Origin of the sequence: Grimontia sp. SpTr1 (assembly GCF_947387585.1) — a bacterium.
Classification (GTDB): domain Bacteria; phylum Pseudomonadota; class Gammaproteobacteria; order Enterobacterales; family Vibrionaceae; genus Enterovibrio; species Enterovibrio indicus.
Genome location: NZ_CANDOD010000001.1, coordinates 804,002 through 817,125 on the forward strand (window position 1 = coordinate 804,002; position 13,124 = coordinate 817,125).

Here is a 13,124-nt window from a genome sequence, read left to right on the forward strand (position 1 = left end):
TTACTCCTTTGCCTGTTCAGGATGTCCGTAAAACGGCGCGCCTTTTATCCAGAGTTTTAGCGCTTGCCAGTAGATCGAAAACACGACCTTTATCGTCATCACGGGCGTTTTTGCGATAAGTTTGGTGAGCTCAGACGAAGTGAATGGCTTCTTCGACATGGCAAGTGTGGCGTCAAACTCCCGGCCTTCCCGATGTGTTTCGAGATGAACAAAGGCTGTTTTACCAACAGGACGCAGCTTCCAAACGTACTTTTGATCTATCGGGTTAAAGGGAGAGACGTGAAATGCCTTATTGTTCTCCCAATGTCTACCCGCAGGAACCGCGTAGTAATGTCGCTGGTTCCACGGCGTATTGCTGACTTCTGCAAGCATATAAGTCCAACGATCTTCCTCGTCATAGAGGTAATAGAAATTCACTGGGCTGAAGTACAAGCCAAAGTATCGGAGATGGCAAAGCGCTAATACCTTGCCGTTGTAGCGTTTCCCCGTCAGCGTGTAGATTTTGTCTTGAACCGCTTTCTTCGTATCCTCCCGACCTTCCATGTAGTCAGGCCTGTGAAACGACGCCATTCCCCATTTTTTGGTTGTGAACCCCCTGACCGATTTAGTGAGCGAGTCGACTTCATCCAAATCAATCATGGGCATAAACATCGGGTACGAAAATACATGCTCTACCGGCGTAAATCGGCGGTGACGAACACTGCCGACGAATAGGCCGCTGAGAGAGTCACCACTCATGACGCACTCCGAAGTGGCATTGGCTCAACATTCATGTTAATGCCTGCCACAACGTCGAGTGCACTTCGAACGCCATCTTCATGGAATCCGTTGTACCAGTATGCGCCGCAGAACCAGGTGTTATTTACACCGGAAACTAATTCGCGTTTTTTCTGTGCCGCGATACATTTCTGGTCAAACACCGGATGGGCATATACGAACCTTCTCAGGATCTTGGATTCGTCGATGTGATCGGTTTGGTTGAGCGTCACGCAGAAGGTTTCAGGAGACTTGATGCCCTGAAGGATATTCATGTTGTAGGTCAGCGCAGCGGCGCGGGATTCGCGTCCGTCATTCTTGCCAAGGTGATAGTTCCAGCTCGCCCATGCAGCTTTACGTTCTGGCAGCATTTTTTCATCGGTATGCAGAACAACATCATTGTCCTGGTAATCGATGTCTCCAAGCACCTCTTTTTCGTATTTGCTTGGGTCAGCCAGAAGTGCAAGCGCCTGATCACTGTGGCAGGCGAAAATGACTTTATCGAAGTACTCTTCACCCTTTTCTGACTCAACAACGACATGATCAGGGTATCGAATAACCTGTTTTACGCGGGCATTGAGACGAATGCTTTCTTCAAAAGCAGGTACCATCTTACGAACGTACTCGCGCGAGCCACCTGGGATGACATACCACTGCGGACGGTTTGCCACTTCCAGCAAGCCGTGGTTGGCAAAAAAACGAAGGAAAAACTTCAGTGGGAAAGCTCGCATGTCAGACAGCGTCGATGACCAGATCGCCGCACCCATTGGTAGGATGTAATTCTGGCAAAAGTACTCACTGAATTGGCGACGGGTCAGAAAGTCTCCCAGCGTCTGCTCAATCAGCGGATCACCATGGGTCGATACCGCATAGGCTTCACGCGCCTCTCTGTTGAACCGTAGAATTTCAGAGATGAACTTGTAGAACTGCGGGTTAAAAAGATTACGTTTCTGAGCAAATAGTGAAGCGACACTATGGCCGTTGTATTCGAGGCCATTATCGTCATTGTGGACGCTGAAGCTCATTTCGGTTTCTTGCGCACCAATGCCGATATCGGCCATCAGGCGCTGAAAATTAGGGTAGGTACGATCGTTAAAAACGATAAAGCCGGTATCAATGGCGTACTGACCGCTGGCGACTTCGACATCTACTGTTGCGGTGTGCCCGCCAATGTAGTCGTTGTATTCAAACAGCGTGACGTCATGTTGTTTATGCAGGTAGTGCGCACACGTCAGGCCAGAAATGCCTGAGCCGATAATTGCAATTTTCATTATGCTTTCCTTGTTATTTTTCTTACCAGCGCGAGTTGCATTGCCATTGGCAGTGAAGATAGAAATTTTAAGAAGTAGCTGAACCTCTTAGGAAAGTGCACTTCTACTTTCTTTTTGGCCAGCCCATGACGAATGGATTCTGATGCTTCTTCAGGCGTCACCAGCATCGGCATAGCGAAGTCGTTTTTGTCGGTGAGCGGTGTTTTCACAAAACCCGGAGAGATAAGTGACACCGTCACCCCTTTATTCTCTAAGTCCACAGATAAAGAGCGAGCCAAATAGGAAATTGCCGCTTTGGATGCGCCGTATGCTTCCGCTCTGGGAAGACCAAGATACGCAGCGGTTGAGCCCATCAGAGCTAAATGGGTACCTTGTTGAAACCTACTCTGAAGCGCTTCTATACAGTTCAAGACGCCAAATAGGTTGATATCGAAAACGCGTCTAAACAGCGTCACGTCAATTTCGCCGTGGTCAATGTACTCACAGGTTCCGGCATTCAGAATAATGAGGTCAAAAGGCTTTTCGTTTTGCATTAACGCCTGTTTAGTGGCCTCGGAGTCTGTGGCGTCAAAACTCAAAATAGTGACGTTGTCACACCCTTTCGACCAGGAAAGCAAAGCAATCACGTTTCTGCCACACGCTGTTACATCCCAGCCATCAGCGGAGTAATCTTTCGCGAGTTGCAAACCAATGCCTGATGTTGCCCCTGTAATGAGTACACGTTTCATTGGCCCAGTCTCTTTTTGATCATTTTGACAGCAGAGCCAAGTACAGGTAGCGCTTCGTAAAGCATTTCACCCAAATCGAAATAGTCGCGGTGCACAACCACACGCCCTTCTTTCAATACCAGCCGCGTGCATCCTTTCACTGCGCGCTCAGCACCGCCTTCCAGCTTTGGGTGAGATAAAGTCATGGTCCAGCTGATGAAAGCGACGTCACCATTTACGGCATGGTCATGAATATCAAATCGACAGTCAGTGACATTGGTGTACATGGATTCGAAATACCGTGAAAGATTGTCGTACCCCTCGATGCGGTGAGCGGGGTCTTCAAACACAACATCTTCGCTATAAATCTCATCCAAAGAGTTCAGATTGTCCTTGCGCAACGATGTGTAGACAGAGATGAATCTGTCTAACGTGTCGCTTTGTGATGTGGCTGCTGTTTGCATCATGATTCTGCCCTGTGCGTGTTCTGATAGCTCTTCGCCATCTCGAACATTTGTATGGCTCTCTCTCTTGCCAATTTGTGGTCAACGACCGGCTTCGGATAGGAGAGCTCAATACCATTTTTCTCTGCCCAAACATGGGGTTCGTGAAGCGACTTGTCTGGAACAGACTCTAGTTCTTTCAACCATCTACGGATGAAACGCACATTAGGATCAAATTTCTTGCTTTGAGCAGTGGGATTAAACACACGAAAATAAGGTTGGGCATCGGTGCCTACTGATGCAGACCACTGCCAACCGCCGTTATTTGCGGCAAAATCGCCATCAATCAGCTTGGACATGAAATACTGCTCACCCCAACGCCAATCTATATGAAGGTCTTTAACCAGGAAGCTCGCCACGATCATACGAAGGCGGTTATGCATCCATCCTGTGTCTTTGAGTTGGCGCATAGCGGCATCCACAATAGGGAAACCCGTGCGGCCTTGTTTCCATCGTTCAAACAGCAGTTCATCGCGGTTCCATTCGATGGTTTCGGTCCAATCGAGGAACGCTTTGCCTTTACTGATATCGGTGTATGCAGCAATGATGTGCTGATAGAACTCCCGCCACACCAATTCTGACAGCCAAACATTGGCGCCCCCTGAGTCCTTATCAAAACAGCTCTGCTCTTCCACCAGCAATCGTGCTAAGCATTGACGTGGCGATAGTGCGCCAATCGCAAGGTATGGAGACAGTTGACTGGTAGCAGGAACAGCAGGGAAATCTCGTGTGGTGTCATACTGATCCACACGATAGCGGCAGAAGTCTCGTAAACGCTGAATGATGGCACTATCATCAATCGGCCAGCCTACAGAATCTCTTTGCGGATACCTGAAAGACACATTACAAGGCTGACGTAGAAGCGAGGACGTCAGCGCATTTGTTTGCACCGGTTCTGGCGCACTCAGTGGTGCTATGTTTTCCCCTCTTGCTTTAGCAATCCACGCCTTCTTGAACGGGGTAAATACACGATAGGTGTTGCCAGCACCGTTGGTGACCGTGCCAGGTGCAAAGATGCATTTATAATCGAAGCGGTGAAGCTGGGTTCCTGTCAGGCTGAGCATACCTGCAATAGAGTTGTCACGATCGACTTCGTCGGATTCGTAATCCCTCGTGCAATAGATATCGGCAATTTGATACTGCTGGCACAACTGCGCTAGGGAGTAATTGATGTCTTTATAGCTATCTACCGAACGCACTAACAAAGGGATATTCAGCGCTTCTAATTCCTGTTGAAGCACCACTAAACGCCGACGGATTAAATCTGCCTGGATAGGAGCCAGGCGATGCGAACGCCACTGAATTGGCGTTTCAAAGTATATGGCAATCACAGGCTCACCACTGCGGCAGGCCTCGGTCAACGCAATGTTGTCCTTTATTCGGAGGTCTCTCCTAAACCAAACCAGCTTCATCCTTACGCTCCCTCTACATGCTGTTATGTGGTCTATTGGCCAAGCCCATGCTTGCCATTGCGAGTTCTGGGTGAATCTTGGTGCATTCACCGGATACTTCTACCTGGAGGTCAGCCGACATCATTAATTCGGCAATTTCCCTTTTCATCGCGGGCGTAAAGGCCTGATCGGAATGAATAACAAACCGTGAAACCCCTTTATCCACCATGCTTTTTCCGAGAATGGACAACCCTGCACCCACACCACCAAGAGTAGTGACAGTGTAACCCCCAGACTGTAGCGTCAGCGCTTTCAGGTAAAAGCGGAAGCTTTGGTCCCGCGTAACACTGACAATCCAACACTTCTGTTTGCCCTTCACTTTCTTGTTCATATGCAAGCAGTGAACCAGTACGTTGTTCAGTTGCGCACGCCATATCTGTGCGCACAAGGCACCGGCTTCAGAGGTTTGTTTGTCAAACCAATCGGTTAACGGTTCGAACAACTTCGATTCCAATACCTGAATGGGGTAGTTTTTGGTGAGCTCATAAAGCCTGGCTTCCAACGCTTTCACTTCGAAATTGGTCACCAGATTTTTTAACGTATCCCATTCCGGCAAATTTTGGACGTTCTCGGCATGGTTCTGGTTTATCCCAAGTAACTCTTTCACTTGGCTGACTGGTACCCCTTTGTCTAACCAGGACAAAATCTCCTGAATGTGTTGAACATCCTGCTCAGAGTAAAGGCGATGCCCTTTTGGGGTGCGTTGCGGGGTGACCAAGCCATAGCGACGCTGCCAGGCACGAAGGGTGACGGAATTCACCCCGGTACGCTCAGACACTTCGCCGATAGACAACAATTTCTTTTTAGAGTCCATAACGTAATCTCAAGCTATCCGGATAGGGATTCAGGTAGCTCTGTTGAGCCAGATAAGGATCCGGATTTTGGTTCAAGTGGTGATTAATGAGAGTAAGAGGCGCCAGCAACGGCATGGTGCCTCTGCGGTACGCATGAATGAGATCCGCCAGTTCCGCTTTCTGTTGCTTGTCGAGTGCGCGTTTGAAATAACCTTGCAGGTGCATCAACACATTAGTGTTATTCTTGCGCGTCGCACGTTGCGTAATAGCTTGCATAAAGCGGGTTCGGTATTCAGCGTAAAAATCATTAATATCGTGGTTGGCAATGTCTGCGACGAACTTGCCCAGTTCTTTGTAGGCGGATGGCGAGTGCGCCATCAAAACCAGTTTGTAGCGTGAATGGAATTCAACAATTGCTCGGCGGGAGAGTCCATCAGCCATCGAGTCGTAGAAGTCCCGAAGGGCAAAGATACGGAAAACAAAGTTTTCACGAAGCACAGGGTCATTAAGTCGACCATCTTCCTCGATAGGCAACCAAGGCATGCGTTCTATCAATTGTTGGGTGTAAAGCCCTACCCCAATCTTTTCAGAAGCCACATAACCATTCTCACGGTATACCTTGACGCGTTCCATGCCACAGGTTGGGGATTTTGCACAAACAACGTAACCGCACAGCTCCATCCCCGCGAGGTGTTCGGCTTTTTTCTTGCTGAAATCTACCATCTTCGCTGTATGGTCAGCATCTGCATCTTTGGTTTCCACCAACCGCACACCGATAGGTTCACCGCGATCCAACAGACGAATGGTAGGCCTTGGTACTGGCAGACCAATGCCAACTTCAGGGCAGACAGGAACAAACTCTACAAAGGGTTCGAGTTCGCTTGCCACAAAATGACTTCGCTTATGCCCACTGTCGAAACGAACTTGATCGCCAATAACACAAGCACTCACTCCCAGTTTGATCGTCATAACGCTGTTCCTTAGTTATACATATTTTTATGTTTGTACAACTTAAGGATAAGAAAGGATCACTCTTGTACAATTATTTTTTTGTGTACAAGGTGATAAATTTGCGCCATGCAATAAAAAACGCCCCTCCTTGGTCAGGAGAGGCGTTTCAGTTCGCAGTTTTCAAAGGTTAATCGGTCGCAGCGGACTGTTCGGCTTCAATTGCTAAATCGATCTGCTCTTCAAAGCCTTTAAGGCGCTTGTAAATAGACATTAGCTCAACAATGGTTGACCAAGAGTTCACAAGGAACTGGAAAGAATCCTCAACCTTGCCAAATGCACGGATAATTTGCTGAAGAACCCCCAGAGTGATAGCACCTGACACAATGGTTGGCCCCAGTGCAATGTACGGAACAATCACGGTTCCCTGTATATACGACCATTTAGCAATATCGAAGTAGAGGTAATGGCGGTAGAGATTGAAATAGTTTCGTCTCACGTTAAGAAACAGTTCTTTCAGCGATTCCGGCTCTGCACGGTCTTCGTGGTCTTCGCCATAAACCAACTCCTTTCGGTAGGCCGCTTCGACTTTCTGGTTTTTAAACTCTAATCCCGGCAGCTTGATGCCCACAACAGCCAGAAGCACAGTACCAAACAGTGCAGAACAGATGGCGATATATACCAGCGAACGGGACACTTCGCCAATCCAAGGCAGCTCAGTGATATTTTCACTTAACACCCAAAGAATCGGCAGGAAGGCAAACAGGGTCATCACAGAACGCATAAAGCTCACGCCCAGAGACTCCATGATGCGGGCAAATCGCATCGTGTCTTCCTGAATACGTTGAGATGCCCCTTCGATGTGGCGAATTTTGCTCCAGTGTGAAACGTAATAATCATTCATCGCTGTTCGCCATCGAAAAACGTAGTGGCGAATAAAGAACTCAAGAATCACGGCCACAACAACGTAGATGGTCGCTATGGTCAAGAACTCGAGGCATGAGGAAAGGAATTCGTCAAACTCGACGGTATTTGGCTCAGAGAGCGCTTTTTGAATCAGGTTGTAGAAGGAACCGAACCATTCATTTATCTGAACATCCAACTCTACTTTGTACCAGGTCACGTAAAGAATGAGCGCGGAGCCTAAAATCGACCAGTGAAACCAGCGTCTATCCAGAAAAAAAGATTTAAACATATAAACACTTCCCAAAACTCTGTGTGACTCTTTGAGTGCATAAACCCTAAAGAGTTTCTCTCCCCTCAAACCAATCTGTCAGAGGTCAATAAAATGAACGTTTTTCTAAGAAGATCATTTCAAGTCTAGTCATTAGTGGACTGATTTACGAAAAGATAACAAATTGATCTAATTGATTATTCTATCACTAGGCAGGAAATATATTGATGGAGTTCACACCTTGCTAAATTGTGTGATCATTTACCCAAAATACCTGATGGAAGAGAGGGTTCAGGCATTTTGGGCAATGGCTACTGAATGGCCATGTTTGAGGCGTCAATAAGTTCGTCGCTATCTACCAACTTTCGGAAAACCTCGAAAGGCACAGGGTCACCGAAATAAGAACCTTGGAGCATTTCGACCCCAGATTTAATCAGGTAGTCAGCCTGCACTTTGGTTTCCACACCCTCTGCGACTACGTGGAGCTTAGATTCACGTGCAAACGCGAGAATGGAATCAAGAATGGTGTTCTTAAAGTCTTCCATGCCAATACCATCGACGAACATACGATCAATCTTAATGGTGTCGATGTTAAGCACATGAAGGTAGGAAAAAGCGCCATAGCCCGTACCACAGTCATCGAGTTTGATAGAGATCCCTCTATCTGTCAGCGCTTCGATACAAACTGCAGCCTTATTAAGATCGCCAAACTTTGTCCGCTCAGTAATTTCAAGCGACAGCAGATGAGGATCCAAACCTGCTTCTTCAATTTTGCTAAGGATTTTGTCCGCAGTATCAAACTTCTCCAGATAACTTGGAGATACATTAACACTGACAAAGAACCCTTCTGGCACTCGAATGTCATTGAGGTGGGCCAATACGTTGTCTATCAGTTGATCGGTAATCCTGTCTATTGCCCCGTTTTGTTCCGCAAGCGGAATAAAGGTATCCGGCGGAATAAATTCGCCGTGGCTAGCCTGCCAACGAACCAGCACTTCTGCTCCGACAATTCTATAGCCATTACCTTCCGGCATAACAATCGGCTGATAGAAAGGCTTGAGGGCATTTGACTCGATAGCTTCATTGAGAAGACCACTGAGTCCTTTGCGTTCTGATTGGTTGAGTTCCACACCCACAGCCACCAAAACCCCAAACAAAATCACCAGCGCGCCGAACAGAATCACAAGATCCCCGACCAGATATTCAACCCCATCTTCATTGATGTACAAACTGACATTGATGTCACCATCCAACTCTCTGCTGTAGACCTGACGATAAGGCAAATCGTTTCGTTGGTAGAGTGATATCTCCTGACCATTTACCCTTACCACCATATATAGGCAGCGGTCACAATTAGATAGGAAGTTTCTTGGCTGTTGAAATATGAATCGTAGAAGACCTTGCTTGTTTTGAAGACGCATCTCTTCAAATTGATGATCACTCAAAATGAGTGATACACGGTCAAAGAAGATCTCTTCTTCGGAGGAAAAGGTCATCAACTCACGTCCGGCCTTGTCGACGTTGTAGATCGAACAAGAACGGCCACTGGGGAGGTGCAGATCAACATACTCTATGAAGAGATTTTGATTCTTTGACTCGCTCATCAACTCGACATCATCATTGTCACACTGATAGAGCAAGTTTTCTTCAAGCGTCCGCATCTGCTCAAAACTCTGACGATAGAGCTCAGAGTAGAGTTCAGAGAGCACGGAGATATCTTCCTTGATCTTTTTCTTCACTAACCAGTTAGAAACCGCAAACTGCGAGAAGTAAGCGAAAAGAACAGTCACAAAAATAACCGATAGCGCTTTAATGTGTTTTCTGAGCCAATCCACTGAGGCTCCTGTTGAATCCCAAATCATTGATAGTAAGGATAGGACAAATAGCAATACGATCTTTGTAAAAATACGAGACTAATTCAAAATTAATCCTTTCACGTTTAGTGTCTACCTTCACTACGCACCCACACTACTAATTCTCAAATTACTGGTCGTTTATCATGAAGATAGAGTCAAACCGATGTTTTAATCTGCAGTTTGATTACTTTTGAATGATTTCAAACCTATATAGTCATTCAGTCATAAATCAGCATTAAGCGTGATTAATCTTCTTTCTTCGACACTTTCCCAAGCTAGAAGACATCTATCGCTGAGTCTGCGCTAGCTGTCCTGTTTCCAAATTGAAGACCAGTCTGAAAAATCACATCCCAAACAATATGTGTTGGCGATGTAATGACACCGTTCTGCGACCTGCTGAATTTCTGGGATTTTTCTTCCACTTCGCATTGCGATCTGACGCATATGACATAGACTTTTTATAGAGACACATGACTCATATGTAAGGGTTTAACTTGCCTTCTGTGCCACCTCTTTCGGAAAACGTGACAACCTCTGACGCCAACGCCCCCAGGTTCCTTTCTTTGCTTGGGATTGTCGTAGTCTGCGTTGTAATCCTTATCTCTACCTTTACCTTGTATAAAAGCGCCCTTTCTAGGCAGATAGATCTCCAACACCAAATGTTGAGCGTGGAAGTCAACCGCGTACAACGTGCCATTGAAGTGAACCTACAAAAAGAAGCCTATTTTTTGGTGTGGTTAGCCAACAACCTTCAAAACAAAGGTCAGGTAAATGAGGATATCTGGCAGAGTGCGACCACAGGTATCGAGCGCACCTTTCCCTTCTTCTCGGGTGTTTACTGGCAAGATGAAAACCAAGAAGTCCTCTATACATCCCCGGCTTATTTCACACCGAAACGGATGGAAAGTGCCTGGCAGATAGCTCCTTCCGTCCGGTTCAATAGCATGCCCGTTTTATCAAAGCTTTCTACTTCAGAAGTTCAGGTTGCCCCCAACGGTGCCATTGCTATTGAAATGCTCCACCCCGTTTTCTTTGAGGGACGGGTAGCTGGTTATTTGGGCGCAAGCTACAACATTAAACAGATGATCGAAGCTATTGCTACGGAATTTCTCCGCCCTGAACAAGAACTCGTGTTGAGCGACGGCAACGCCCCGTTTGTTGGAAGTCTGCCAGATTTTAGCGGCGCAATGATGGATACGGTTGAACTCACAGCACTCAATGGGCAGTGGCAACTGACAGTTTGGCAACGACCACAATTCGACCAAGTCTATTTCTCGCTGCCTATGCTGATTTTCCTTGCCGGTATTATCGTGACATTGCTCGTCGCCATTTCTCTGTACCTTTTGGAAGTCAACATTATCGGGCGTCGTGCAGAGTCCAAAACCGTTTATAAATTGAAAAAAGAGATCATCCAAAGGCGTGAAGTCGAGGCTCAGTTGCAGTTCACAGCGAACCATGACCCACAAACCCATCTGCCAAATCGATTTGCACTGCAAACCTATCTCGACCGCGCACTTAGCTCAGAGCAGGATATCGTCTTAATGTGTCTTTCTCTCGACAAGTTAAGAGAGATCAATGATATGTACGGTCATCTGGTTGCAGACCAATTGGTGTTCGAGGCAGCTAAACGTTTTAAAACGGTGCTTCCCCCGCACGCGATCCTTGCGCGAACGGGCCACGATCAATTTATGATTGCCTGCGCAGGCATGTCCCAGCTGGAAGCGGAAATGCAGGCCAACCAGTTGAGAATGTGCCTGGAAGAAGAGTTCTACATTGAAGACAACGACATATTGACCAGTTGTGCCATTGGGATCGCCTATCGCTACAGTGATGATCTTCGTGCGGAAAACATGGTGCGTCATGCAGATACCGCCGCCAATAAAGCACGAGCTCTTGGAAACCGAAAAGTTGTCGCCTACAACCAAACCATGCAAGACCAGCTCAATCACAAGAAAGAACTGGAACGTGCGATCCGCAAGGCAATCAATAACGACGAGCTTGAGCTCTATTTTCAGCCACAGGTCGATCTTCGCACGCGACAGATTGTCGGCGTAGAGGCTTTAGTGCGTTGGGAAGCCAAAAGTGGCGCGGCGATCAGCACCGACATCATCATCAAAACTGCCGAAGAAACAGGCCTGATGCAACGACTTGGTCATTGGGTCGTTGATACTGCGCTTAAACACTATTCGCACATGCTCGATGAGCGCTGTGCGCCAAAATGTATTGCTATCAATGTTTCTGGCCACGAGTTTCAGGATGGCTATCTGGCAGATTATGTCATTCGCTCCGTTACCCGATACGACATTCCACCTTCGCGCGTTCAGATTGAGCTGACAGAACAAGTCTTCATTGAAAACCTTGAACGAAACCAACATATTCTCAACCGACTTACCACCTCGGGAATCAGTCTGGCGATTGACGATTTCGGTACCGGCTATTCCTCGCTGGCCTATTTGAAACATTTCCCTGTGAACACCGTGAAGATTGACCGTGGCTTTATCAAAGATTTGCCCGAATCCAAAGACGATTTGGTCATTTGTCAGGCAGTGGTCAGCATGGCGAACTTACTGCAATTGAAAGTGGTTGCGGAAGGTGTAGAAACACTCGATCAACAGGAACTACTGAGAAACATTGGTTGTAATTTTGCCCAGGGCCATTACTACTATGCGCCAATGACCGCAGAACAACTGATGACAGAGCTCAAGAAACAAAGAGCCGGGCGTTTATACCCGGCTTCTTGATTGACATTATTATCGCAAATTGCAAAGCATTCTGGTTATGCCACTGCAGTTTTCCAGACATCCGGTTGAATCGCGATGACCGAATCCCCTACTGAGAACCAAATCTGGCCATCTTCAATTGTCGCCTGAATGGCCATCGTGCGGCTACTTGCCGCAGCGGCCGCATCCAACACTTCATCAATCACGTTGATAATGGTCAGGTTCTTGAACGGGAACAGTTTGTTCAACATGTTCGCTTTCCAAACGGCGGCCGGATTGTCGTCATAAGTGAACAACACCACTTCTTTTGCCTGCGTACAGGCTTTCTTCAGGCGTTTTTCATCCGGCAAGCCAAGTTCAACCCAGGTTTCAATCTCGTCGCTGTAGTTTTTGATCCACAGCTCCGGCTCTGTGTCTTCGCACAATCCTTTTGTAAATTGCAGACGCTCATCGGCGTACATGGTCCATGCAAGCAGACGAAGCATCATGCGCTGTTCAGTTTCTGACGGGTGCTGCGCCAGCGTTACTGAATGATCGAGATACACATTTCTCGACATGTCAGCCACATTGATTGAGGCTTTATACACCGTTGCTTTAAGTGCCATGGTTATACCCACTCTAAAATTTGTCGTTCAATAAGACCTGTATACGGTCAGGTTCTTTGCAAAGTTGTTCTTTTTCACGTTTTGTCAGCCGCTTGATATACCACTCCAGCGACATCGCCTGTTGTTTCGTTCCTACCTCATACGACCAGGCTAGTGTAAGAGGCTGTTTGCCTCTCAAGTACTTTGCAGTTTTTGTGCCGTTTTGCTGGTGCTCATCAAATCGACGCATAACATCAGTGGTAACACCACAATACAAAGAGTTATCACGCGCACGAATGAGATAGACGTGCCAGAGCGGCACGTCGTTGGAAGGAGTCAAAGTCATGACGTAAAGATGTT

12 protein-coding genes are annotated in these 13,124 nt (G+C 47.1%); 1 reads left to right on the top strand and 11 read right to left on the bottom strand.

Features of this window, described 5'->3' with window-relative positions:
- From QL223_RS03850 to QL223_RS03890, 9 genes are all read right to left on the bottom strand, one after another.
- Entirely contained in the window at positions 1–738 is a 738-nt protein-coding gene (locus QL223_RS03850) for a DUF1365 family protein (protein ID WP_281543963.1), read from the bottom strand.
- Complete coding sequence (locus tag QL223_RS03855) at positions 735–2,027, bottom strand: FAD-dependent oxidoreductase (RefSeq protein WP_281543964.1); 1,293 nt, start codon at positions 2,025–2,027, stop codon at positions 735–737. Before QL223_RS03855 ends, QL223_RS03850 begins: the two co-directional genes overlap by 4 nt.
- On the bottom strand, positions 2,027–2,755 hold the full coding sequence (locus tag QL223_RS03860) for an SDR family NAD(P)-dependent oxidoreductase (RefSeq protein ID WP_281543965.1): 729 nt from the start codon (positions 2,753–2,755) through the stop codon (positions 2,027–2,029). The genes QL223_RS03855 and QL223_RS03860 overlap by 1 nt, the downstream gene beginning before the upstream one ends.
- Positions 2,752–3,201 (bottom strand): nuclear transport factor 2 family protein, encoded by a 450-nt coding sequence (locus QL223_RS03865; RefSeq protein WP_046303377.1) that lies wholly within the window; start codon positions 3,199–3,201, stop codon positions 2,752–2,754. The genes QL223_RS03860 and QL223_RS03865 overlap by 4 nt, the downstream gene beginning before the upstream one ends.
- Positions 3,198–4,649: a deoxyribodipyrimidine photo-lyase gene (gene phrB / locus QL223_RS03870; protein ID WP_281543966.1), complete on the bottom strand. Its 1,452-nt coding sequence runs from the start codon at positions 4,647–4,649 to the stop codon at positions 3,198–3,200. The genes QL223_RS03865 and phrB overlap by 4 nt, the downstream gene beginning before the upstream one ends.
- A 13-nt stretch (positions 4,650–4,662) precedes the next feature.
- Complete coding sequence (locus QL223_RS03875) at positions 4,663–5,502, bottom strand: MerR family transcriptional regulator (protein WP_281543967.1); 840 nt, start codon at positions 5,500–5,502, stop codon at positions 4,663–4,665.
- Positions 5,492–6,451, bottom strand: coding sequence for a DUF523 and DUF1722 domain-containing protein (locus QL223_RS03880; RefSeq protein WP_002535818.1), 960 nt, complete (start codon positions 6,449–6,451; stop codon positions 5,492–5,494). The genes QL223_RS03875 and QL223_RS03880 overlap by 11 nt, the downstream gene beginning before the upstream one ends.
- A 169-nt stretch (positions 6,452–6,620) precedes the next feature.
- The gene (gene sbmA, locus QL223_RS03885) at positions 6,621–7,625 is read right to left on the bottom strand and encodes a peptide antibiotic transporter SbmA (RefSeq protein ID WP_281543968.1); all 1,005 of its coding nucleotides are present in this window, start codon (positions 7,623–7,625) and stop codon (positions 6,621–6,623) included.
- Positions 7,626–7,915: 290 nt separating this feature from the next.
- On the bottom strand, positions 7,916–9,439 hold the full coding sequence (locus QL223_RS03890; protein WP_281543969.1) for an EAL domain-containing protein: 1,524 nt from the start codon (positions 9,437–9,439) through the stop codon (positions 7,916–7,918).
- Positions 9,440–10,119: 680 nt separating this feature from the next.
- On the opposite strand from QL223_RS03890, the gene QL223_RS03895 reads away from it, so the two are divergent.
- Positions 10,120–12,201, top strand: coding sequence for a bifunctional diguanylate cyclase/phosphodiesterase (locus QL223_RS03895; protein ID WP_002535814.1), 2,082 nt, complete (start codon positions 10,120–10,122; stop codon positions 12,199–12,201).
- 35 nt (positions 12,202–12,236) lie between these two features.
- On the opposite strand, the gene QL223_RS03900 is transcribed toward QL223_RS03895, so the two are convergent.
- Complete coding sequence (locus QL223_RS03900; protein WP_281543970.1) at positions 12,237–12,785, bottom strand: YaeQ family protein; 549 nt, start codon at positions 12,783–12,785, stop codon at positions 12,237–12,239.
- 13 nt (positions 12,786–12,798) lie between these two features.
- Positions 12,799–13,110, bottom strand: a complete 312-nt coding sequence (locus QL223_RS03905; protein ID WP_039849540.1) for a GIY-YIG nuclease family protein — start codon at positions 13,108–13,110, stop codon at positions 12,799–12,801.
- Positions 13,111–13,124 lie beyond the last annotated feature (14 nt).

What these genes read in the sequence shown, in the direction of transcription:
- QL223_RS03880 (WP_002535818.1), bottom strand. Translation starts at nt 6,451, where the DNA reads ATGACGATCAAACTGGGAGTGAGTGCTTGTGTTATTGGCGATCAAGTT.
- QL223_RS03905 (WP_039849540.1), bottom strand. Translation starts at nt 13,110, where the DNA reads ATGACTTTGACTCCTTCCAACGACGTGCCGCTCTGGCACGTCTATCTC.
- phrB (WP_281543966.1), bottom strand. Translation starts at nt 4,649, where the DNA reads ATGAAGCTGGTTTGGTTTAGGAGAGACCTCCGAATAAAGGACAACATT.
- QL223_RS03860 (WP_281543965.1), bottom strand. Translation starts at nt 2,755, where the DNA reads ATGAAACGTGTACTCATTACAGGGGCAACATCAGGCATTGGTTTGCAA.
- QL223_RS03850 (WP_281543963.1), bottom strand. Translation starts at nt 738, where the DNA reads ATGAGTGGTGACTCTCTCAGCGGCCTATTCGTCGGCAGTGTTCGTCAC.
- sbmA (WP_281543968.1), bottom strand. Translation starts at nt 7,625, where the DNA reads ATGTTTAAATCTTTTTTTCTGGATAGACGCTGGTTTCACTGGTCGATT.
- QL223_RS03900 (WP_281543970.1), bottom strand. Translation starts at nt 12,785, where the DNA reads ATGGCACTTAAAGCAACGGTGTATAAAGCCTCAATCAATGTGGCTGAC.
- QL223_RS03875 (WP_281543967.1), bottom strand. Translation starts at nt 5,502, where the DNA reads ATGGACTCTAAAAAGAAATTGTTGTCTATCGGCGAAGTGTCTGAGCGT.
- QL223_RS03895 (WP_002535814.1), top strand. Translation starts at nt 10,120, where the DNA reads ATGTTGAGCGTGGAAGTCAACCGCGTACAACGTGCCATTGAAGTGAAC.
- QL223_RS03855 (WP_281543964.1), bottom strand. Translation starts at nt 2,027, where the DNA reads ATGAAAATTGCAATTATCGGCTCAGGCATTTCTGGCCTGACGTGTGCG.
- QL223_RS03865 (WP_046303377.1), bottom strand. Translation starts at nt 3,201, where the DNA reads ATGATGCAAACAGCAGCCACATCACAAAGCGACACGTTAGACAGATTC.